The organism is Parabacteroides sp. PM6-13, assembly GCF_029892605.1.
GTDB lineage: Bacteria > Bacteroidota > Bacteroidia > Bacteroidales > Tannerellaceae > QVMG01.
Window position 1 is genome coordinate 96317 of the sequence record NZ_JARXWF010000008.1, and the last position, 23009, is coordinate 119325.

The following is a 23009-nucleotide window of genomic DNA, read 5'->3' on the forward strand; positions in this document are numbered from 1 at the left end:
TAAATATGATAGAAACTTGTAAACAACTCGTCCTGCATGGCGAGACGCTCTCACCCGGACAGGCCATGGCATTGGCAACATCTCCTGACAAAGAGGCGCTCTACGAAGCAGCGCATGCCATTACCCGCTCCATGATGGGCAACCGGTTCGATAGCTGCTCGATCGTAAACGCCAAAAGTGGCAATTGCAGTGAGGATTGTAAATGGTGCGCCCAGTCGGGACATCATGCGACGAAAGTGACCTGTTACCCCCTTCTTCCCGTGGAAGAATGTGTACAGCAGGCAGTCTATAACCGGCGACAGGGCATCGGACGTTTCGGATTGGTCACTAGCGGCAAACGATTATCGCGCCGGGAAGTAAACGCCTTGGCAACGACCGTACAAGCCATCCGTAGCGCCTCTGATATCAAATGCTGCGCTTCGATGGGTCTTCTGGAGAAGGATGAATTGCAGATCCTGTTTGATAGCGGCGTAGAAAACTACCATTGCAATATCGAAACGGCACCTTCTCACTTCGGGACTTTATGCACCACGCACACGATCGAAGACAAGATGCGCACCATCCAGGCAGCACGCGAAGTAGGTTTCCGCATCTGTTCGGGCGGGATTATCGGCATGGGGGAGACGATGGAGCAACGGATCGAGATGGCACTCTTCCTGCGGAATGCCTCGGTACGCTCCATTCCGCTCAACCTCCTGCAACCCATTCCCGGCACACCATTGGCCGATACGCCACCGCTCAGCGAGGAGGAGATCCTGACCACCATTGCTCTTTTCCGCTTTATCAACCCCGAAGCCTACCTGCGCTTCTCGGGCGGACGGGCCTTGTTGTCGCCGGAAGTGCAACAAAAAGCCCTCTATATTGGCGTGAATGCCGCCATTACCGGCGACCTGCTGACGACGCTCGGCAGCCGGGCGGAAGAAGATAAGTGCTTATTCGCTGCCATGGACTATTCATTAACCGAAAACACCGATTGGAAAGGATGATGACGACCGAAGAACTCTTACATTTCGACCGGGAGCACCTCTGGCATCCCTATACCTCGACCATCGATCCCCTGCCGGTCTACCCGGTGGAACGTGCCGATGGCGTAGTTATCACGCTGAAAGACGGCACTCGTTTAGTGGACGGTATGTCGTCGTGGTGGGCAGCCGTTCACGGCTATAACCATCCGGTATTGAACGCTGCCGTAGAGCGTCAGTTGAAGAAAATGAGCCATATCATGTTCGGTGGCTTCACGCATGAGCCGGCTGTTGAATTGGCATCGAAATTGCTTCCATTGCTTCCTCCTTCACTAAACAAACTCTTTTATGCCGATAGCGGTTCGGTTGCTGTGGAGGTAGCCCTAAAGATGGCATTGCAATACCGCCAATCGCGCGGACAAAACAGGAAAAAGAAGCTGGCCACCATCCGAAATGGCTACCACGGTGACACCTGGCATGCCATGTCGGTATGCGATCCGGTCACCGGTATGCATGGTCTTTTCGGCGGAAGCCTGCCGGTTCATTACTTTGTTCCTCAGCCTTCGGTTCGTTTCCGGGAGGAGTGGAACGAGGAGGCGATTCGCCCCTTGCGGCAGCTGTTTGAGGAGAAAGGCGATGAGATCACCGCCCTGATCCTGGAACCCATCGTACAGGGCGCGGGTGGTATGTATTTCTATGCGCCTCAATACCTGATCGAAGCACGCAAATTATGCGATAAACATGATATTCTCCTGATCTTCGACGAGATCGCCACCGGATTCGGACGCACAGGCAAACTCTTTGCCTGGGAACATGCCGGCGTGGTGCCCGACATCATGTGCATTGGCAAGGCATTGACGGGAGGATATATGACGCTTTCGGCTACCCTGACAACGACTGCTATTGCCGAAACCATCTGCTCCGGCGAGGCAGGTTGCTTTATGCACGGTCCGACCTTTATGGGCAATCCATTGGCCTGTGCCGTCGGCTCGGCCTCTCTGTCGCTCCTGTTAGATAGCAGCTGGCAGGAAAATGTACAACGAATAGAGAAACAACTGGCGGAAGAATTAATGCCTGCCCGCAAACTCTTATCGGTAGCCGAGGTGCGCGTCCTGGGCGCCATTGGTGTGGTGGAGATGAAAGAACCGGTCGATATGGCCGTTATGCAGCGCCTCTTCGTACGGGAGGGCATCTGGGTGCGCCCTTTCGGGCGAATGGTCTACCTCATGCCTCCGTTTATTATCACAGCGGATGAATTATCTATCCTAACCGGAGGATTACTCCGCGTCCTAAAAACAATCGAAAAATGAAAGATTGGCAACGTGAACTGGATCAATTGAAAGCCAGCGGTAACCTGCGAAGCCTGCCCGATATCCACCACGACGGGAAATACATCGAGCGCAACGGCAAGCGTATGTTGAACCTCTCCTCCAATGATTACCTGGGATTGGCTGCCCGGGAGGAATTGCGCCGGGAGTTTATGGAAGAGCGGGGTGGAGGGCTTCCTTTTTCTTCTACCTCTTCGCGCCTGTTGACGGGCAATTATGCCGTTTATTCCTCTTTGGAGAAATTATTAGCCGAACGCTTCGAACGCGAAGCGGCGCTTATCTTCAACAGCGGCTACCATGCCAATATCGGTATCCTGCCCGCCCTGGCCGACAAAAAGACGCTGATCGTCGCCGACAAACTGGTGCATGCCAGTCTGATCGACGGGATACGCCTGAGCGGGGCACCGTTTCATCGCTTTCGGCATAACGACTATGAGCAATTAGAACGTCTTCTGGCGAAGGAGGCAACGGCGTATGAACAGGTGATCGTGGTGACCGAAAGCGTTTTCAGCATGGATGGCGACAAAGCCGACCTGCGCCGCCTGACAGAGATAAAGAGGCGTTATCCGAATCTATTATTGTATGTCGACGAGGCACACGCTGTCGGTGTCTTCGGCGAAACAGGCTTGGGTGTGGCGGAAGAGTCCGGTTGCATCGCGGAGATCGACCTATTGGTCGGTACCTTCGGCAAGGCATTGGCCTCGATGGGTGCCTACCTGGTGTGCGACCGGGTGATCCGCGACTATTTGGTAAACACCATGCGTCCATTGATCTTCAGCACGGCCTTGCCACCGCTGCAGATTGCCTGGACTGAATTCATCTTTGAAAAGCTCCCGGAGTTTTGGAACGAGCGCGAACAATTGGAAACGATCAGCCGCCACCTGCGTGAATCCTTATCCGGCGTAGGCGGAGAAATCAGCGAAAGTCATATCGTCCCTTATATATTGGGCGATAGCCAGGTGGCAATTGAGGCAGCTTCCCAACTGCAAGAGGGTGGCTATTACGCCTTAGCTATCCGCCCGCCCACGGTGCCACAAGGCACCTCGCGCATCCGCTTCTCGCTGACGGCCAACATATCCTTAGAGGACCTCTCCCCCTGGCCCCCTCTCCACAAGAGAGGGGGGATGAAGTTAGAGGGTTTGCTATTTGATGGTGATTACACCCCCTCTCTTGTGGAGAGGGGGCAGGGGGGAGAGGTGCTATGAATCAAGGAAATCCTTCCCTCCTACTCTTCTTTTCGGGCTGGTCGGCATCGCCCCGGTTGTTTGACCCGATACAGGCAGCAGCGGATCAGGATGTATGGATTGTGTATGACTACCGTGATATGCAGTGGGAAGGAGAGCTGTCGGGTTATGAAAGGATCGACCTCCTTGCCTGGTCGATGGGAGTAGGGGTGGTCGAACAACTCTTTGCCCAGGGGATATTTTCCGGGATAAAGTTCAATTCGGCTACCGCGATCAACGGAACGCCTTACCCGGTACACGACAATTATGGCATCCCGGAAGCGATCTTCCGCGGCACACTCGATCATCTAAACGAAGAGGGTCTTCGCCGCTTCAACCGCCGTATGTGTGGAAGCCGCGAAGTGTTGGCTGCGTATGAGGCAGTGCCACCCCGCCCATTGGAGGAGGTAAGGGAAGAACTGGCTGCCCTTTATACCCGGTTCAATCAACAGGAGATGGAATCTTCTTCATTCCCTTGGCAGAAAGCCGTAATCTCCTCCCACGACCTGATCTTCCCTACGAGCAACCAAGAGGCCTGGTGGCAATCCCGTGTGCCCGTCGTCCATATCGAAGGGAGCCATTATCCGTTTCATATCTTTAATTGCTGGAAAGAGATACTTGACTTATGACGCAACAACAAATCGCACATCGCTTCAGCCGTGCCCTGTCGACCTACGACCGACATGCCATCGTGCAGCAACATATCTGCCACCATCTGATCCATTTATTGGATAAGCAGGGCCGGAAAGAATTTCCCCGCCTGTTGGAAATTGGCTGTGGTAGTGCCTATTTCACCCGCCTTCTCCACCAATATAGCCAGGTTGAGGAATGGGTGATCAACGACCTATGCCCCGACTGCGAACCGGGTATCCGTTCTCTTCTTCAAGGGGAAGAGGTGCAGTTCATGGCCGGCGACGCTTCCCATTTGTTGTTTCCGGGCAAATTCGACCTGATTGCTTCGGCATCGGCCATCCAATGGATCGAGAATCTGCCTGCGTTTATTGAACAGATCGCCTCCCTTTTGCCATCCGGAGGCCTGTTTCTGGGCAATGTCTTTGCGCCGGACAACCTACAGGAGATAAAAGAGTTGACAGGTCAGGGGCTCTCCTACCCGACCCTCGCCGAGTGGGAGGCGTGGCTTTCGCCCTATTTCCATATACACCACCTGCAGGAAGAGCAAAACAGACTGACTTTCCAGCATCCAACCGAGGTATTGAAACATTTGAAATACACAGGAGTCACCGCCACCAACTCCGCGCCCTGGACGCGAAAGCAACTCGAACGCTTTACAGATCAATACCTCGAACGTTTCTCTTGCCCCGAAGGGGTACCCCTGACCTACCGCCCGCTTTATATTGTCGCGGAGCGACGAAAGTAGTCAGTGTTTTCTGCTTAGGGGAGTGATCCAAAAGTTTTCATCTTATATTTTAAACACAAAGGCACGAAGAGGTATTTGAAAGAGGGAGTTCACAGAGGGAGAAAGCGCCAATAGCGTTTCTCTGTGTCCTCTGTATTCTACCTATTCCGTGCCTCTGTGTTGTGTTTTCATTTTATTACTAAAGTCTGACTACTGGTGTATTTCCCAAATAAAGCCTACTTTTGCGGCATGAAAAGTAAAGCAGTGGTAGAGCGTACGGCGCCCTCTTATCCTCAAACCTATTTGAAAATTCTTTTGGCACTGAGCCTGACCCATTTAACAAACGATATGCTACAGTCGGTTGTCTCGGCAAGCTACCCGGTTATTCGTGATAACCTGGCACTTAGCTTCGGGCAGATCGGGCTTATCGCCTTCGTCTATCAGGTCTGTGCCTCTGTCTTTCAACCGGTTTTCGGCGTCCTATTCGATAAGAAACCTAGGACATGGTACCTGACCTTAGCCACGCTCTCGACTGCGACAGGGTTAACGATATTGGCGTTCTCCCACTCGGTCTACGCCGTGATTATGGCCGTGGCCTTTGTCGGATTAGGCTCTTCCATCACCCATCCGGAAGCCTCGCGCCTGACCCATTATGCCTCCGGTGGGCGGCATGGATTGGCACAGTCGATCTTTCAGGTAGGAGGTAACTTCGGAAGCGCCATCGGTCCGCTGTTGGCGGCATTGATTATTGCCCCCTACGGACAGGAATATATGTTGGTATTCGCTGCCATCGCCGTATTTTCCATCCTGACAAAGCGCCCCATCTCGCAATGGAACCGTCGCCGCATTGCCGATATGCAGTCGAAAAAAGCATCGAAAACGGTGATCCACCGAGTACGCCTTCGGAAGAAACAGATCTATTATTCCCTGGGTATTCTCCTCGTATTGATCTTCTCTAAATATGTCTATACGGCCAGTCTTAGCAATTATTACACCTTCTACCTGATTGAGAAGTTCGATGTGACCACGCAGCACTCCCAGCTCTTCCTCTTTGCCTACCTCTTTGCCTCTGCGGTAGGTACCTTTATAGGTGGGCCGGTGGGCGACCGCTTCGGACGGAAATATGTGATCTGGTTCTCTATCCTGGGAACGGCGCCCTTCTCTCTGATGATGCCTTATGCCAACCTGTTCTGGACCTGTGTGTTGAGCATTATCATCGGTTTTGTCCTATCGTCGGCCTTCTCGGCCATTCTGGTCTATGCTCAGGAACTGTTGCCCACCAAGGTAGGATTGATTTCCGGCTTGTTCTTTGGACTGGCGTTCGGCATTGCCGGTATTGCTGCCGCTGTACTGGGATATGTAGCCGACCACCAGGGCATCGAAGCGGTCTATCGCTTCTGTGCCTATATGCCCCTACTGGGTTTTGTGGCTATCTTCCTGCCTAATATCAAACCGCAACGCATCAAAAAGGGGTAGTATTAAGGATTGTTTAATAGGTATTTCACTATCTTTGCACCTCTATTAAAGCAATACAAAGTGGTTATGGAACATCCGTTATTTATTTATAATACGCTGACGAGAAAGAAAGAGCAGTTTATTCCTTTGCATGAGCCGCATGTGGGTATGTATGTCTGTGGGCCTACGGTCTATGGCGATCCGCATTTGGGGCATACGCGTCCGGCTATTACCTTCGACTTGTTGTTCCGTTATCTGCAGCATCTGGGCTATAAGGTGCGCTATGTGCGTAATATCACCGATGTGGGCCACCTGGAACAGGATGCCGATGAGGGCGAAGACAAGGTAGCCAAGAAGGCGCGCCTGGAAGAGCTGGAACCGATGGAGGTGGTGCAGTATTACCTGAACCGTTATCACAAGGCGATGGATGCTCTGCGTGTATTGCCTCCCAGCATCGAACCGCATGCGTCGGGACATATCATCGAACAGATCGAATTGGTCAGAGAGATTCTCGACAACGGCCTGGCTTACGAGAGCCAGGGATCGGTCTATTTCGATGTGGAGAAATACGATCAGAAACATCATTACGGCATCCTTTCGGGACGTAACATTGAAGATATGCTGAATACCACCCGCGCGTTGGACGGACAGGAGGAGAAGCGCAATCCGGTCGATTTTGCCCTTTGGAAAAAGGCACAGCCGGAACATATCATGCGTTGGCCGTCGCCTTGGAGCGATGGGTTTCCGGGATGGCATTGCGAATGTACGGCCATGGGACGCAAATACCTGGGCAAACATTTTGATATTCACGGTGGGGGCATGGACCTGATCTTCCCGCATCACGAATGTGAGATCGCCCAGTCGGTGGCCTCCCAGGGCGATGATATGGTGAAGTATTGGATGCATAATAATATGATCACCGTCAATGGACAGAAGATGGGTAAGTCATTGGGCAACTTCATTACATTGGAAGAGTTCTTCACCGGCAACTCGAAGATGCTGGCGCAGGCCTATTCGCCGATGACTATTCGTTTCTTTATCCTGCAGGCGCACTACCGCAGCACGGTCGATTTCAGTAACGAGGCGTTGCAGGCTTCCGAGAAGGGATTGGCGCGGTTGCTGGATGCGTATCATGCGTTGGAAAAGATACAACCGGGCACTGAGACCACGGTGGAGGTAAGCGGTTTGCGGCAGAAATGCTTTGACGCATTGAATGATGACCTGAACTCGCCGATTGCTATTTCGCATCTTTTCGATGCGGCTCGCATGATCAATACGGTGAAAGATGGCAAAGCGACTCTGACAGAAGCAGACCTGCAGGAACTGAAAGAGGTTTTCCAACTGTTCCTGTTTGATATCCTGGGTATCGAGGACAATGCCTCGGCAGGTGGCGACAGCTATGACACCTTCAGCCAGGCAGTCGACCTCTTATTGTCTATCCGCCAACAAGCAAAAGAAAACAAAGATTGGGCCACTTCCGACCGGATCCGCAACGAACTTACAGCCATGGGCTTTGAGATCAAGGACACGAAGGAAGGAGCCGAATGGAAACTGAAATGACCATACAAGAATTTCTTCAGGGCGATCAGTTCGCTCTTTTGGCCGGCGTTGAACTGTTGGAAGTGGGCAATGGATACGCCCGGGCACGCATGGAGATCAAACCGATGCACCTGAACGGGGGTGGTGTGTGCCAGGGCGGTGCTGTCTTTACTTTGGCTGATTTGGCTTTTGCGGCAGCCACCAATAGTCATGCGCGGCTTACCTTTTCTATCTCCTCCAATATCAACTTCTTTCGTTCCGAACGCCAGGGCTTTCTCTATGCCGAAGCCCGGGAGGTGTTCGACCATAAGCGATTAGCGCATTGCGAGGTGCGTGTTACCAATGAGGCCGGCGACCTGATTGCTACCTTCAACGGCACCGGTTACCGCAAAGACGCCGTGCTTCCTTTTGAGGCTATTGAGTAATTTAAGAAGTTAAGAAGTCAGAGAAGTAAGAAGTCAGAGAAGTTAAAGAAGTTAAGAAGTAAGAAGTTAAGAAGTTAAAGAAGTTAATTTGATATTGTCTATATTATACTTCTTAACTTCTCTGACTTCTTAACTTCTTTAACTTCTCTGACTTCTTTAACTTCTTAACTTCTTAAACTTTTCTCACTTCCTTTGTCACAATAATTATCTTTACTCCGTCTACCTATTGAACTCCTTTTTTCGGGCGCGCAAACGGTAGGGACGGAGGGAATATGAACGTGTTAAAAACAAAGTAAATATGAAGAAGTATATCATCTTTTTGGTTTTATTGGCTATCACACAAGTCGGATTCGCACAACGTAGTGTGAACGACCTTTTCAAAGAATTTTCCAAAGTAAAAGAATCGGATGGAGTCAAGATCGGGAAACTGACCATGTCGCTTGCGGGCCTGTTTACCGACACCATGGGCGTGGATAGTGTCGAGGCCTATAGCTTTGATAATTGTGCCGAAGAGCTCAAGGAAAAGCTGCAGAAAGCCACCAAGGATATAAAAGACAAGGCATACGAAACGATGCTTACCTCGAACGAAGAGGGGAGCCGCGTAAAGGTATTGGTTAGGATAGAGAAGGAGATGATTCGTGAACTGGTGATTATCTCCACGGGCGAGAGCAATGCCCTGGTGAGGATCAAAGGCATGATCAAACCTTCCGATATTGAACGTGTAACCAAACAACATAGCTAAAAGGTGACGACGGAGCGCTTCAAACAACAGTATCTGCCCCTTCATCCGAAGCTTTACCGGGTGGCCCTGGCCCTGGTCGGAAACAAAGACGACGCGGAAGACCTTCTGCAAGAGGGCTATGGCAAACTGTGGAAAAAGCGGGATGAACTGGACCAGATACAAAATCCGGAAGCTTTTGCCGTGATGTTGATAAAGAATCTTTGTCTGGACTTTCTTCGTTCTGCCGCAGCAAACAGGCATCTGACGAGTATCGAAGAGAACATGGTGACCACCTCTGTCACACCGGAGCGAGAGATGGAAAGGCGAGAGGCATTGGAAAAGGTGAAGATATTGATCGAACAATTACCGGAAAATCAGAAGCAGGTATTGAAATTGCGGGGATTGAGTGATTGTTCGATGGAAGAGATTGCGGAGATTACCGGCTTTAGCGCTGTGAACGTACGCACATTGCTTTCGCGGGCACGCAAGATAATACGGGAACAATACATACAATTAAACATAAACACATTATGAACGATAAACAGATGGATGAACTGATTGACCAGGCGCTTCGGGAAGAGCAGGCCTTGCCTGAAGGTCTATCGGACAGGCTGGAGAGCTATATCGATCGGCTGGATGAAGCGGAGAAGCAAGTTTCGTTGCGCAAACGATCTGTCTATTGGATGGTAGGAGTGGCTGCTTCCCTATTGATCGGCGTAGCGCTCTTTTTCCCGACTGAAACGATCGAGACGAAACCGACAACAGCCGATACCTTTAGTGATCCGGAAGAGGCGGCTGTGGTGGCCGGAGAGGCCCTGGCATTCCTCTCTCTGCAATTCAACAAAGGGGTGAATCAACTGGAAGAGGCCAAACAGGAGGTCGAAAGAGTGAATGAAATAGTAAACAAACAATTCAAAGAAATCAGTAAGTAATGAAAGCGAAATATGTAGTAATAGCTATCATGTGCCTCCTCTTTTCACAAGCGGGCATGGCACAAACGAACAATAAATTGTTCGACAAATATGCCGATATGGATAATGTAACCTCGGTGTATATCTCCAAAGCGATGTTTCAGATGATGCCGAATATCGAAACGGCAGGGCTGAGCCTGATGAATATGAAAGGGAAAGTAGAGTCCTTACAGGTGTTGAATACCGAGCGAATGGATCTGGTTCCCCAGATGCGGAATGAGTTTGGTAAACTGATCAAAAGCAGCCATTCGGAGTTGATGCGGGTGCGTGATGGGAAAACCAAGGCTACTTTCTATGCCAATATGCAAGGAGAAACGGTGAAAGACCTGTTGATGCTTGCCGACACCGACAGTACTTTCACCGTTATTCAGTTGGTAGGTCACTTTACCCTGCAGGATATACAGGAAATTACACAGGAATTTGCGAAGTAATCAAAAAGCACGGAAGCCGATTCGCAGGCCCGTCGTAAGCGTGACTCCCCGGTAACCCAGGCTGAACATATGACTATCGAAGTCATAACGGTCTTTGTTTCCGGGGATGCCGTATCGGAGACCCAGACCCGCGAAGCCGTCGAGGTGGAACCGTTTGCGGGGTGTCAACTGCACACCGAAGAGCAGATTGCTACCGATACGATGAATTTCCTGGGATACTTCGCGGTAGTCGCGCTCATAATAGGTAAGCCCATTCTCTTCAAACTTATAGAAGGCGCCACCGTAATAATGCGCTTTGAAGTAGTTATAATTAAGGCTCGCGCTGACATACAACAGTTTTACCGGCATAGGGAAGTAGTATTTATAAGCCAGATCGATGCCCGCCCCGGTTAGTTTGGTGACATCCTGATCACTATCCAGGTAGAGGTTCGACCAGGTCGAGTAGGTATTAAAATCCTCTCCGTCGTGCGGAAGATGCATACCCGAAAGACCCACCACCAGCCAATGGTTGGGATGATGCAACTTCTTTTCCACATCGATGCGCAATCCGTTACTGAAAATATGGAGAGGGTGCACGCTAAATACCCAATTATAGGGGATATCATACCCATTCGTCTCCTTTTCCTGTGCTACACTGCCGACAGGAATCCATGCCAGGAGGCAACATAGTACCACCAGGCTTCTCATCATTCTTTTGTTCATCATCCTATTTAGTATTTATCTTGTGGTTTAACGGCTATTTTGCTGACGAATGCCAGCTTCTCTGTGGTATAATCAAACTGGTAAAACCCGTCGGCACCGATCAAAAACAACAGGCCGTTCATCGGGATGACATCGTAGGCATCGATACCATTGGCTTCGGGTATTTTGGAAAGATCATCCATCCATACCGGATTTTCGGGATCAGTAATGTCGAACACCTTCAATCCATTGTCGCAAACAAATAATTTGTTACCGTCGATGCCCAGCCCGCGGGGACGTGTCAAGCTGGTATTCACGTTCACCAGATCCGGATCAGACGGATTGGAGATATTGTAGATATGCATCTCATTGGCACCACGGAAGCAGAGATTATTATCTGAGCTCAGTGTTACATAAGCATAATTGCCCGCGGCAACCACCGGGTCACAACTGGTGATATGGGACACATGCGACATAAAACTCGGGAATTCCGGGCGGGTGATATTATAAATATACATGCCCGAACGGGAGCCGATAAACAACAAGGTATCCATCGCAAACAACGTCTCCGCGTCGGACCGCAGACTTTGGTCTTTTCCTTTCAGGTAGGTGGGTTTTTTAGCGTCTGAGATATCAAATGTCTTTAGGCTATGACTATCGACCGTGTAGAGATTATCACCGTGGATGGTGAACCGCGCCATAGAGCCTCCCTGCCCGGTATCGTTGCCCGCATAATAGCCCTCCGAATCACTGCAACCTGTCAACAACACAAAAACAAACGCTACCAAGCTATATATATAATGCCATCTATTCTTTTTCATCTTCACTACTTTTTTAATTGTTTTTCTTCCATTCAATCAGAATCAAATCTTTTGGGCGATTCCCATAATAATAATCATTTGTCGGGGAGAGAGGTTCAGGAAATATGTTTTTCTCACGGTGGGTTACTTGTTTGGCGGTCAGGTCGAAGGCTACCAGGTCGACAGCGTTATCCAGATACAGGATATCCCCTTTGATAGCCATATCCAGGCAGCCGGGTACGCGTATAAAGCCTTCATTGACCGGGCTTGTGGGGTTGCTGTTGTTGATCACATGTACACCTTTGTAGCGCTCGTTGATGTAAATGTAGGGATGTTTGTGGTAGATCTTGCCGGGATTGATTAGCTCCTGCGGATCGGATTGATAGACAACAGAACGTTCCAGTTCGGCGCGTTCCATAAAGATCGGATTGTACTCTCCTCTTCTTTCCCATCCCCACCAGGAGGACGCCGTTGTCAGGAAGACAACACTAAATAACAACAACACATTCAGTACTTTTCTCATAATGCTCCATATTAATGTTTGATAATCTTATAGATGCTGCTTTTTGAAAAAGTGCTGCATAATATTAAAAAAGTTAAAGAATTGGAGAAGTCAAAGAAGGAATGGATGGTGGAAGCCGCGTAGCGGTGACCTGTATACAGGTCGCCGCTACGCGGCTTTTACCTTCGACGTAGATATCTCTCAATTAATTTATAAAATGCGCCGCAACAAACTACTTCCCCGTGATGATCTTCCGGATCTCACTTAGTTTGTTAAGTGCTTCTAAAGGGGTGAGGTTGTTGACGTCCATGTTTTTGATTTCATCGCGCACCTGGCTGAGTATCGGGTCGTCGAGCTGGAAGAAGTTCAATTGGAATCCCTCTCCGCCGGCGGCTATCTCTTTCATCGGTTTGGCTATTCCGTTCTGGCGGTTTTCCGATTCGAGCTGTTTCAGTATTTCGTTGGAGCGTTTCACGATGCTCTTCGGCATCCCGGCCATCCGGGCGACGTGGATACCAAAGCTGTGTTCGCTTCCTCCTTTGGTCAGTTTGCGCAGGAAGATTACCTTATTACCCACCTCTTTGACGGATACATTGAAGTTCTTGATCCGTTTAAAGGAACGTTCCATCTCGTTCAACTCATGGTAGTGGGTGGCAAAAAGCGTTTTGGCCCGTGCTTGCGGATGTTCATGAATGTATTCTACGATGGCCCAGGCAATGGAGATACCATCGTAGGTGCTGGTGCCGCGTCCCAATTCATCGAAGAGAACCAGGCTGCGCGGGGAGAGGTTATTCAAGATGTCCGAGGCTTCGTTCATCTCCACCATAAAGGTCGATTCGCCCAACGAGATATTATCGGACGCCCCGACGCGGGTAAAGATCTTATCCACAATACCAATCTTCGCGCTATCGGCCGGCACGAAACAACCCACCTGTGCCATCAATACGATCAACGCCGTTTGCCGCAACAATGCCGACTTACCGGCCATATTCGGTCCCGTAATGATCAATATCTGCTGCTTCTTGCTGTCCATATAGACATCGTTGGTGATATAAGGTTCGTCGGGTGGCAATTGTTTTTCGATCACCGGGTGACGGCCCGCCTTGATATCGATCGCATCCGATTCGTTGATCTCCGGACGGATATAGTGGTTCTGCTGAGCCGCTTTGGCAAAGGAGAGCAGACAGTCGAGCTGCCCGATCAGATTGGCATTCAATTGAATGGGCGGGATATATTCGGCCAGCGAGAGCACCAACTCATTGAAAATGCGGGATTCCAGCGCCAATATCTTTTCTTCTGCCCCGAGTATTTTCTCTTCATACTCCTTGAGCTCTTCCGTGATGTAGCGCTCGGCATTGACCAAGGTCTGTTTGCGGATCCACTCCGGCGGCACTTTGTCTTTATGGGTGTTGCGTACTTCGATATAATAACCGAAGACGTTATTGAAAGCAATTTTCAGGGTAGAGATGCCTGTGCGTTCCACTTCGCGTTGTTGCACCTTCAACAGGTAATCCTTGCCCGAATAGGCAATGCTGCGTAAATCGTCCAGTTCGGCGTTGACCCCGTGGGCAATCACGCCTCCTTTGTTCAGCAAGGCAGGCGGATCATTATTGACCTCCTCTTCGATACGCCGGCGGATGGTGTCGCATAGGTTCAGTTGTTCGCCAATCCGGGCGAGGCTCGGTTCGCCGCTCTCCATACAGACCTGTTTGATCGGCTCCAATGCACGCAAAGCCACCTTCAGTTGCACCACTTCACGCGGCGACACACGCCCTACGGCCACCTTGGAGATGATGCGTTCCAGGTCGCCAATCAGTTCCAACTGCCCTTCGATCAGTGTTTTCATCTCCGGATGACGGAAAAAATGGTCGACCACATCCTGGCGTTCGCGGATAGGACGCACATCTTTCAGCGGGAACAACAGCCAACGGCGCAACATACGCGATCCCATGGGAGAGACCGTTTTGTCGATGATGTTGAGTAGGCTCTTGCCTTCGTCGTTCATTGTGCTGACCAGTTCGAGGCTTCGCACCGTGAACTTATCGAGGCGCACATAGCGGTCTTCTTCGATACGTGCCAGAGAGGTGATATGCCCTATCTGTGTATGTTGTGTGGTGTCTAAGTAATGCAGGATAGCGCCGGCAGCGATCACACCCAGTTTCAGGTGATGCACCCCGAACCCTTTCAGGTTCTTGGTCTCAAAATGTTTCAATAGACGATCGTTGGCAGCATCGGCGCTGAACACCCAATCCTCCAGTTCGAACAAAAAGAAGCGGGGACCAAACGACTCTTCGAACCGCTTGCGGTTATTCCGTTCGATCAACACCTCTTTGGGCGAGAAATTATGGAGCAGTTTATCGACATAATCGGGTGTGCCTTCAGCCGTGAGAAATTCGCCGGTCGAGATATCCAGGAAAGCGATGCCGCAACTGTTTTTCTCGAAATGAACTGCCGCCAGGAAGTTATTCTCTTTGTGATTGAGGATCGTATCGTTGATAGAAACGCCGGGCGTCACCAGCTCCGTGATGCCCCGTTTCACCAGCTTTTTGGTCATTTTGGGATCTTCCAATTGGTCGCAGATAGCCACGCGTTTGCCGGCACGCACCAGTTTGGGCAGATAGGTATCCAAAGCATGATGTGGGAAGCCCGCCATCTCGATGAACTGTCCGCCCCCATTGCTTTTCCGGGTCTGCACGATGCCCACAATCTCCGCTCCGACCACGGCATCCTCCCCATACATCTCATAGAAGTCGCCCACCCGGAACAACAGGATGGCATCAGGATGTTTCGCCTTGATTTCAAAATATTGCCGAATAAGAGGGGTATCGTTTATCTGTTGCTTTGCCACGTAGATCCTTTTTTATAGAAGGGCAAAGATAACATCAAGCGGGCAGATTCGGAATGAAATCGGAGAATGTAGAATGTTAATAGATATTAACGCGCCCGGAATTTGAAAAAACTCCAACTTACAATTTGAAACTTCGGCAGGGATTTTTGCGCGAAAAGCAAGGACTATTTTAAATTAGTCCCGCGAGTAACACTTTTTAACGTATCGATTTGTAAGCAAAAGAGCCGTTTTAGTAACAATTTGTATTTTAACATTTCCCTAAAAATGCATCAATAAGTCAGTCCGAATTGCCTTGTAGCGGTAATGTTTATCCATGCAACATAGCACCACTACGTGGCGCAATTGTTGGTGTATCAGACAACCCCGCGCTTACGCACGGGGCTGGATACATACCGCCGCTACGCGGTTTTGTCCAATCCCCATGCAGTTATGATGCGCTCCTTACGCTGTTATGGATGCGATTCTTACGCTGTTATGGACAATGACTTCAATGTGGGGGGAGATCAATTCCCCTAATAATATTTTGTATTTTGTTATGCCTGTCTATTTTGTGCCGATCCGTTTATTTTGCGTCGATCCGTCTATGTTGTGCCGATAGCCGCATAGCGGCGGGATGCACACAGCCCCGTGCGTGAGCGCGGGGTCAAGCGTTTGCAATAAAAATGTGCCGCGTAGCGGTACTATGTAATAAGATATTTTATACCTTTGAAAAATCACCGAAACCAACCAAACCTAATGTGAATATGGCAAACACGTATGGTAAAATATATCTCCAGCTGGTCTTTGCTGTCAAAAAACGGGAATCATTAATCAAAGAATCTATTCGGGAAGAAATTCAGAAATACATGACTGGTGTTATAACAAACAAAGGATGCAAATTATATGCTATCTATATAAATCCGGATCATGTCCATATGCTGGTTTGCTTGCACCCGGCCATTTCTGTATCGACTCTTGTCAGAGATATTAAGTCCAATGTTTCTAAGTTTATTAATGAAAAGAGACTTACTTCTTTCCATTTCCAATGGCAGGAAGGGTATGGTGTTTTCTCTTATTCCGCTTCCCATGTAGGGGCTGTTGTCAACTATATATTAAACCAACCCGAGCATCATAAAAAACGAGATTTCAAGGCGGAATATATGGACCTTCTTCAAAAATTCGGAGTCGAATATGATGAACAATATCTTTTTGATTGGATTTTGTCAACATAGCACCACTACGTGGCGCAATGGTTTGTGCATCAGCTAACCCCGCGCTTACGCACGGGGCTGGATACATACCGCCGCTACGCGGTTTTGTGCTGATCCGCCTATTTTGCGTCGATAGCCGCGTAGCGGCGATCTGTTTTACAGCCCCGTGTGTAAGCGCGGGGTAATAAATTGTGTAATAATAATGTGCCGCGTAGCGGTACTATGTAAAATGAATTTTTGCACTCCCATAGTGCATTTTTCTCTAATTTTTGCACTCTCACAGTGCATTTCTCTCTTTTACGCTCAAAATCCCTTTTTATTACGAATGCATTGCTGCTAAGTGACAGGAATTTTCTCTATTTTTGTCCCTGCGACAAGAAATAAATAATATGAATAATCAATATACGCGTGGCAGCCTTATTTTGATCAATAGCGTACTGCTGTTGATTTTGATCTATTCGTGTGCCAGTATCGGAAGCCCTAATGGGGGGCCTTACGATGAAGAACCGCCCAAATATGTGTCGAGTACTCCCGCCCCCAATCAGACCAACTTCAAAGGGAAGAAGATAGAGATCCTGTTCGATGAATTGGTGCAATTGGAGAAACCGGCCGAGAATGTGATTATCACACCTCCGCAGCGGCAGATGCCTGTGATACGGGCAACCGGGAAAAAGGTATCGGTGGAGCTGAAAGATACGATGCTTGAGAATACAACCTATACGCTTGACTTCACCAACTCGATTGTCGACAACAACGAAAAAAATGTGTTGGAAAACTACACCTTTGCCTTCTCTACCGGCGATGTGATCGATACGCTGGAGATAGCCGGGATATTGCTCAACGCGGAGAACCTCGAACCGATGCCGGGTATCACGATTGGTTTGCACAGCAACCTGGAGGATTCGGCTTTTGTGAAAGAGGTGTTTACCCGTACGTCGCGTACCAACGAGCGGGGACGGTTTACGATCCGCAATATCGCGCCGGGTACCTACCGCCTGTATGCGTTGAATGACATGAGCCGGGATTATAAGTTCGATAACCCGACTGAAGATATTGCTTTTGAAGAGATGCCCATTACCCCGACTTTTGAGTTTGCCGAGCGGATGGATACCGTTTGGGTGGATAGTGTGACGATCGATTCGATCAATCTGGTTGGTTATACCCGCTTTCTGCCCGACGATGTGACGCTTTTCCTTTTTAAGGAGAAATTTGAACGGCAGTATATGATGCGCCCCGAAAGAGCGGAGAATCATTTGTTTGCATTGAAATTTAACGCACCGCTCGATACCGTGCCTCTGCCTGTTCCCCTCAATTTTGAGCCGGCCGACAGTAGCTGGTTTGTGATTCAGACAGCCGACGAAAGGCGGACAGCCAATTTCTGGATCACCGATTCGACTGTATGGGCCTTGGATACCCTGCAGATGGAATTGACCTATTCGATAAGCGATTCGTTGAATATGCTGGTGCCCAAGACCGATACGATCATGGCCACCATGCGTCGCCGTGCGAACGACAATCGCCGCTCGCGCAAGAAGGATGACGAGCCGGAACCCATTCAATTTCTGGGTATAAATGCTTCGACATCCTCTTCCATGAACCTGCACGACACCTTGTTTGTCTCTTTCAATGAGCCGATCAAGGAATTATTGCCCGAGCTGTTTGTCTTGGAGCAGAAGGTCGATACGTTATGGGAGCCCGCCACGTTTGAGATGCGACCCGACTCCACCAACTCGCTCCGTTTCCTGATCAAGCGCAAATGGAATTACGGGGAGGAATATCGTTTGCTGGTCGATTCGGCGACGATCTTCAGCGTCTACGACCGTTGGAACGATACCTTTAGCGGCGCATTCAAATTCAAGACCAGAGAGGAATATGGCCATTTATATATCAACATACATGGTGTCGACACGACCGCTTTCGTCGAATTATTGGATAAGAGCGACCAACCGGTGCGCAAGGCGAAGGTGACCAACGGCGGTGTGCTCTTTATGGATTTGGCGCCTAATACCTACTATGCCCGTTTGGTGATCGACGCGAATGGAAACGGTCTTTGGGATACCGGTAAATATGCCGACAAACTACAGCCGGAGAAGGTCTACTATTGCCCGAAGGCGATGGAAATCATTGTCAACTGGGAGACGGAGGAAGATTGGTTTGTTCTCGATACGCCGATCGAGCAGCAGAAGCCGTTGGATATCACCAAGAACAAACCGAAAGAAAAGCAAGAACGACAACAACGAGACCATAGAAATGAAGGAAAAAGACAATCGTCGTCGCGCAGTACGCTATCGTTCTAAAGGGACGTTCTGCCTGATTTTTCTTCTCTTTTTGAGCATCACGCATGTGGCCCGGGCACAATGTCTGCAGGGAACGACTGTTTTTAGTGCCGAAGAGAAGGTAGAGTTCGATGTCTATTTCAAATGGGGTCTCCTCATGACCAAAGGGGGTAGTGCCTCGATCACGATCAAAGAGAAGACCTACGAAGGCATGCCCTGCTGGAACAGCGAATTGCTGTTGTGGTCGACCGGCATGATCGATAAGGTATTCTCCATCCGCGATACGATAGAAAACTACATTGGCAAGGCGGATCAACGCCTATTGTTTGCCACCAAACGCTCCGACGAAGGGGGCTATTACCAGATCGACAACCTGACCTATTCCTACCAGGGCGAAGCGACCCATGTGCATGCTTTCCGGCGCAACCGCGAGCGGGTGAAGGCCGATACGGTCTTGGTCGGGGGTAGCTGTGTGTTGGATATCTTGGGCGCGCTTATGTATGCCCGTTCCTTTGACTGGAACAAGATGGAGCTGAGCCATCGCTATCAGCTCCAAGTGGCGATGGGGAAGACAGTGATCCCGATCAGTTACCGGTATGAAGGGCAACAGATCGTGGAAAAGAATAATGTGAAATACCGCGCCCGTTATTTTATCATCGACATTTTCGACGATGCTTTTACCCAAAGCAAAGAGGCGATGGAGATATGGATTGGCGACGATGCGAACCACCTCCCTGTTAAAGTGAGGGCCAAACTGAAGCTGGGCGCCATGGAGGCCTATTATAGCTCATCTGCGAACTTGCGCTATCCGCTGGACTGTCGGGTAGAAATTCCTAAAAAATAAAAGAGAGGTCCCGCTCTATGAGGTGGCGAAAACAGATCATTCCGGTTATCTCAGGCTTGATGTTATGGGGTATAACCGCTTGTTCTCTATCCTCCAAAAAGGAGGAGCCTGCCGTTTTTCCGGAGGCGGTTACGGAGGAGATCATCCCTTCTGACACACTTCGTCTATTGTTTGCCGGCGACCTACTTATTCATACGGCACTCTATCCCTCTGCCTGGTCGGAAGGGGGCGATAGCAGCTACCGCTTTTCGCTTCCTTTCCAGGATGTCAAAGACTATATCTCTTCGGCGGATGTCAGCGTTGCCAACCTCGAGGTGCCTTTAGGTGGGAAACCTTACAGCGGCTATCCGATGTTTTCATCCCCTTCGGAGATAGCGGACGCGGTGAAAGAGACCGGTTTCGATATCCTGTTGTTGGCCAATAACCACGCCGTCGACCGGGGCAGGAGAGGGGTGGAGCGTACGTTGGACTACCTGGATCGCCTGGGACTGACATATACCGGTGCCTTTCGTGACTCCTTGGAGCGAAGTGAAAAATATCCTTTATTGATCGATCGGAACCATATCCGCGTCGCCCTACTCAATTACACCTACGGAACCAATGGGATGCCTGTGACGCCGCCTGTCGTTGTCAACAGGATCGACACGCTTCAGATGCGCGAAGATATCCGTAAGGCGCGAGAGCAAAAGGTGGATTATATCATTGCTTGCCTGCATTGGGGGTATGAATATCAACAAAAGGAACATGCCGAGCAGAGGGAAGTTGCCCGTTTTCTGGCCGATGAGGGGATAGATCTGATCGTAGGCGGCCACCCGCATGTGGTGCAACCCTATAAGGAGATCACCCGAAAAACGGGAGAGGTTGTGCCGGTGATCTATTCCCTGGGCAATTTCATCTCCAACCAACAGTGGCGCTATGCCGATGGAGGCATTGTGTTCGATGTGACGCTGATTAAAAAGAAAGATGCACCGGTGACAGCCTCTTTTGCCTACGAGCCTGTTTGGGTGAATAAGTATCCAACGAACGGAAAAGCGGTGTATCGCCTGATTCCGGTCAACCGTTTTTACCATGATCCCGGGAAATACGATCTGGACGCCGATAGACGCTACCGAATGGAGGAGTTCTACCTGGATACCCGTCGCCTACTGCCCGATCTTCCTTATAGCGAGTATTACGGATATCCCTGATGAGGGTTTATTTATCATTGTAATGACTTGATACAGAAATAACCAAGACGGTAATTATTTCTTCGTTTACGGTATATACAAGCCGGTGTTTTTGTGTTATTCGCCGGGAGTAATAGCCGGCATAATTGTGTTTTAAGCGCTTAGGCTTTCCTGTCCCTGTATAGGGATGTAACATAAGCTCTTCCAAGAGCTTCGATGCTTTTTTGAAGGCTGGTGGATCAGCTTTTTGCAGTTCGGCTAAATCCTTTTTTGCGTTAGGTGAAATGATGATTTTATACATCACAGATTTTTCAGAAACTCCTTTAGTTCTTGTACGTTCGAAAGTTCAATGCCTTTTCCTTCCCGTATTTGCTGCATTGATTCGTCGATACGTCCGAGCATTTCGGGAGTGAAGAAGTAATCATCTTCATGTATGGGTTGAAGCATATAGGATTTGTCTTTGCCGCGTTGCACAATGACCTGTTCGCCTCCATCGACACGGTCGAAATAGGCTTTTTGGTTGTCTCTGAACTCTTTACTGCTGATAATGATCATAATCGTCTGTTTTGGATGTACCTTATTGGTACAAATATAAGATATATTCCTAACTCCGGCAAACAGTTGTGTGCTTTTCTCTTGACACATATAAAAGAATTGAATATGATTTATTAGCATTTTGAGGATTAAACTATATTTTTGTTTTGTAAAACAAATCTGCCATGAGAAAACTATCTGTTGTTGAAATATCTGATCTGGCTCGGAATACGATCTCTTTCCAGAATTATAAGAATAAGTTGGGTATAGGTGACCTGGGAAGTGGAGGTATATCTTTAGATGATATGCAGCATGTCGACCTGACATCACCCATGCGGTTGAAAGCCCTATTGCTTATTGTCATTACCCAGGGTGATGCCCGCGTCTCTTTGGATAATGTTCCGCATGAGCTGTCGGCCAATAGTTTTCTTTTTATTATGCCGTCGCATATCACGCAAATAACCTATACCAGTCCTGACCTGCGAGGGAAGCTCCTGTTGGCTGACCTGGCCTTCCTGGAAGAGTGTAAGCCGGAGACGATCAATCCCTCTCTGGTCAATTATATGCGGTTGCGTAAGAATCCTCACCTCCGGCTCGAAAAGGAGGAGGTCGATTTCCTGGATAATCACATAGAGCTATTGAAGAGGAAGCTCTCGGAAAAGAAACACTATTTTCAGGAGGAGATTATTCATATCTCTTTTATGGCGTTGTTGTTGGAGATGGTGAATATCGTCTTAAATAGGAAGGACTATATCGTGGAAAAAAGGATTACGCGAAAAGAGGAGATCGTGAATAAATTCCTGCAACTCCTATTGAGGCATTATCAGGAGGAGCATGCCATCACCTTCTATGCCGATAAACTCTGCATCACTCCGCAGTATCTTTCCTCTGTCTTGAAAACGCTGACCGATAAGACCGCCTCGGAATGGATCGATGAGGCCATTCTTTCCGAAGCGCGTGTGCTCTTGCGTTCGCCTAAAATGACAGTACAGGAGGTGTCGATTCAATTGAATTTCGCTGATCAGTCGACTTTTGGTAAATTTTTTAAGAAACATGTAGGTATGTCGCCTTCACAGTATAAAAAGGAAGTTTTTTAGCTATATTTGCAAATAACAAACTAACCAATCGACAACTACCAATGAATGTATGTACTTTCTTAGCCTTGGCCTGCCTATTTTTTATTTTGTTGTTTTTCCTTTGCAATGCTGTTTCACGCCGCCGTTATTACAAATTGCGTCACGAACTGGATATGAAGGAAAAGGAGCTTGCCCATCAGCGTATTCGTGATCAGGAAGAGTTGATGAATAAATTGATTGCTTCCCGGCAGGAGTTGCATAACCGAAACGAAGAATTGCGTCGCCAGTTGAAAGAGATTCAATACCAGCCGGAAAAGGTGACCGACCTGAAAAAGGTGATGGAGATGCTGCATCCCTCGTTGTTGACCACGCAGGAAGAGGAGCAGTTTCGCCTTGGATTCAACTCGTTGTATCCGACCTTTTTGCATCGCTTGCGTGAGATACTTCCCACGATCACCAAAGGGGAAGAGTTGTTTTGCATGCTTGTTTCGCTGAATCAGACCAATGAAGAGATTGCCCGTACGTTGGGCATCAGCCGGCCGAGTGTGATCAAGATACGCTACCGCCTGCGGCAGAAGATCGATGATCCCCTGATCGAGAATCTTGACGAATGGATCAGGCAATTGGCACAAGACACGAAAAGACCGCAAAAGATAGAGGCTTAAAAGAGAAGAAGAAAA

The 23009-nt window shown here is 49.1% G+C and carries 24 protein-coding genes; 18 read left to right on the top strand and 6 right to left on the bottom strand.

All coding sequences use genetic code 11. From position 1 onward, the window contains the following. Nucleotides 1-5 precede the first annotated feature (5 nt). From bioB to M2134_RS09190, 12 genes are all read left to right on the top strand, one after another. Entirely contained in the window at nucleotides 6-986 is a 981-nt protein-coding gene (gene bioB, locus M2134_RS09135) for a biotin synthase BioB (RefSeq protein ID WP_280751330.1), read from the top strand. Further along, the gene (gene bioA, locus M2134_RS09140; RefSeq protein ID WP_280751413.1) at nucleotides 986-2272 is read left to right on the top strand and encodes an adenosylmethionine--8-amino-7-oxononanoate transaminase; all 1287 of its coding nucleotides are present in this window, start codon (nucleotides 986-988) and stop codon (nucleotides 2270-2272) included. The genes bioB and bioA overlap by 1 nt, the downstream gene beginning before the upstream one ends. Then, nucleotides 2269-3495 (top strand): 8-amino-7-oxononanoate synthase, encoded by a 1227-nt coding sequence (locus tag M2134_RS09145; protein ID WP_280751329.1) that lies wholly within the window; start codon nucleotides 2269-2271, stop codon nucleotides 3493-3495. Before bioA ends, M2134_RS09145 begins: the two co-directional genes overlap by 4 nt. Further along, nucleotides 3492-4142, top strand: a complete 651-nt coding sequence (locus M2134_RS09150) for a pimeloyl-ACP methyl esterase BioG family protein (RefSeq protein ID WP_280751328.1) — start codon at nucleotides 3492-3494, stop codon at nucleotides 4140-4142. Before M2134_RS09145 ends, M2134_RS09150 begins: the two co-directional genes overlap by 4 nt. Further along, nucleotides 4139-4891 (top strand): malonyl-ACP O-methyltransferase BioC, encoded by a 753-nt coding sequence (gene bioC, locus M2134_RS09155; RefSeq protein ID WP_280751327.1) that lies wholly within the window; start codon nucleotides 4139-4141, stop codon nucleotides 4889-4891. The genes M2134_RS09150 and bioC overlap by 4 nt, the downstream gene beginning before the upstream one ends. 228 nt (nucleotides 4892-5119) lie before the next feature. Beyond that, nucleotides 5120-6346, top strand: a complete 1227-nt coding sequence (locus tag M2134_RS09160; RefSeq protein ID WP_280751326.1) for an MFS transporter — start codon at nucleotides 5120-5122, stop codon at nucleotides 6344-6346. A gap of 66 nt (nucleotides 6347-6412) precedes the next feature. Next, complete coding sequence (gene cysS, locus M2134_RS09165; RefSeq protein WP_280751325.1) at nucleotides 6413-7885, top strand: cysteine--tRNA ligase; 1473 nt, start codon at nucleotides 6413-6415, stop codon at nucleotides 7883-7885. Next, complete coding sequence (locus M2134_RS09170) at nucleotides 7882-8289, top strand: PaaI family thioesterase (RefSeq protein ID WP_280751412.1); 408 nt, start codon at nucleotides 7882-7884, stop codon at nucleotides 8287-8289. The genes cysS and M2134_RS09170 overlap by 4 nt, the downstream gene beginning before the upstream one ends. 298 nt (nucleotides 8290-8587) lie before the next feature. Beyond that, nucleotides 8588-9031, top strand: coding sequence for a DUF4252 domain-containing protein (locus tag M2134_RS09175; protein ID WP_280751324.1), 444 nt, complete (start codon nucleotides 8588-8590; stop codon nucleotides 9029-9031). A gap of 3 nt (nucleotides 9032-9034) precedes the next feature. Then, on the top strand, nucleotides 9035-9544 hold the full coding sequence (locus M2134_RS09180) for an RNA polymerase sigma factor (RefSeq protein WP_280751323.1): 510 nt from the start codon (nucleotides 9035-9037) through the stop codon (nucleotides 9542-9544). Further along, complete coding sequence (locus tag M2134_RS09185; RefSeq protein WP_280751322.1) at nucleotides 9541-9942, top strand: hypothetical protein; 402 nt, start codon at nucleotides 9541-9543, stop codon at nucleotides 9940-9942. The genes M2134_RS09180 and M2134_RS09185 overlap by 4 nt, the downstream gene beginning before the upstream one ends. 29 nt (nucleotides 9943-9971) lie before the next feature. Then, nucleotides 9972-10412: a DUF4252 domain-containing protein gene (locus M2134_RS09190; RefSeq protein WP_348525041.1), complete on the top strand. Its 441-nt coding sequence runs from the start codon at nucleotides 9972-9974 to the stop codon at nucleotides 10410-10412. Here M2134_RS09190 and M2134_RS09195 read toward each other — a convergent pair whose 3' ends face one another. The 4 genes from M2134_RS09195 to mutS all read right to left on the bottom strand — a co-directional run bounded on the left by M2134_RS09195 (nucleotide 10413) and on the right by mutS (nucleotide 15243). Further along, on the bottom strand, nucleotides 10413-11117 hold the full coding sequence (locus M2134_RS09195) for a hypothetical protein (RefSeq protein ID WP_280751320.1): 705 nt from the start codon (nucleotides 11115-11117) through the stop codon (nucleotides 10413-10415). A gap of 5 nt (nucleotides 11118-11122) precedes the next feature. Then, nucleotides 11123-11914 carry a hypothetical protein gene (locus M2134_RS09200; RefSeq protein WP_280751319.1) on the bottom strand — a complete coding sequence of 264 codons (792 nt, stop codon included), beginning with the start codon at nucleotides 11912-11914 and terminating at the stop codon, nucleotides 11123-11125. A gap of 13 nt (nucleotides 11915-11927) precedes the next feature. Continuing rightward, the gene (locus M2134_RS09205) at nucleotides 11928-12416 is read right to left on the bottom strand and encodes a hypothetical protein (RefSeq protein ID WP_280751318.1); all 489 of its coding nucleotides are present in this window, start codon (nucleotides 12414-12416) and stop codon (nucleotides 11928-11930) included. Nucleotides 12417-12627: 211 nt separating this feature from the next. Continuing rightward, complete coding sequence (mutS, locus tag M2134_RS09210) at nucleotides 12628-15243, bottom strand: DNA mismatch repair protein MutS (RefSeq protein WP_280751317.1); 2616 nt, start codon at nucleotides 15241-15243, stop codon at nucleotides 12628-12630. 743 nt (nucleotides 15244-15986) lie between these two features. Here mutS and tnpA point away from each other — a divergent pair. The 4 genes from tnpA to M2134_RS09230 all read left to right on the top strand — a co-directional run bounded on the left by tnpA (nucleotide 15987) and on the right by M2134_RS09230 (nucleotide 20740). Continuing rightward, entirely contained in the window at nucleotides 15987-16454 is a 468-nt protein-coding gene (gene tnpA, locus M2134_RS09215) for an IS200/IS605 family transposase (RefSeq protein WP_280751316.1), read from the top strand. Between the two features lie 368 nt (nucleotides 16455-16822). Beyond that, nucleotides 16823-18730, top strand: coding sequence for an Ig-like domain-containing domain (locus M2134_RS09220; protein ID WP_280751315.1), 1908 nt, complete (start codon nucleotides 16823-16825; stop codon nucleotides 18728-18730). After that, nucleotides 18684-19553, top strand: coding sequence for a DUF3108 domain-containing protein (locus M2134_RS09225; RefSeq protein WP_280751314.1), 870 nt, complete (start codon nucleotides 18684-18686; stop codon nucleotides 19551-19553). Before M2134_RS09220 ends, M2134_RS09225 begins: the two co-directional genes overlap by 47 nt. A gap of 17 nt (nucleotides 19554-19570) precedes the next feature. Then, a complete protein-coding gene (locus M2134_RS09230; RefSeq protein ID WP_280751313.1) occupies nucleotides 19571-20740 on the top strand; it encodes a CapA family protein in 1170 nt (389 codons plus the stop codon). 7 nt (nucleotides 20741-20747) lie between these two features. Here M2134_RS09230 and M2134_RS09235 read toward each other — a convergent pair whose 3' ends face one another. Continuing rightward, nucleotides 20748-21020: a Txe/YoeB family addiction module toxin gene (locus M2134_RS09235; RefSeq protein WP_280751312.1), complete on the bottom strand. Its 273-nt coding sequence runs from the start codon at nucleotides 21018-21020 to the stop codon at nucleotides 20748-20750. Next, nucleotides 21020-21274: a prevent-host-death protein gene (locus tag M2134_RS09240; protein ID WP_280751311.1), complete on the bottom strand. Its 255-nt coding sequence runs from the start codon at nucleotides 21272-21274 to the stop codon at nucleotides 21020-21022. Before M2134_RS09240 ends, M2134_RS09235 begins: the two co-directional genes overlap by 1 nt. 164 nt (nucleotides 21275-21438) lie before the next feature. Here M2134_RS09240 and M2134_RS09245 point away from each other — a divergent pair, with 164 nt between their 5' ends. Further along, the gene (locus M2134_RS09245) at nucleotides 21439-22350 is read left to right on the top strand and encodes a helix-turn-helix domain-containing protein (RefSeq protein WP_280751310.1); all 912 of its coding nucleotides are present in this window, start codon (nucleotides 21439-21441) and stop codon (nucleotides 22348-22350) included. Nucleotides 22351-22391: 41 nt separating this feature from the next. Then, nucleotides 22392-22994 (top strand): hypothetical protein, encoded by a 603-nt coding sequence (locus M2134_RS09250; protein WP_280751309.1) that lies wholly within the window; start codon nucleotides 22392-22394, stop codon nucleotides 22992-22994. The last annotated feature ends 15 nt before the right edge of the window (nucleotides 22995-23009 follow it).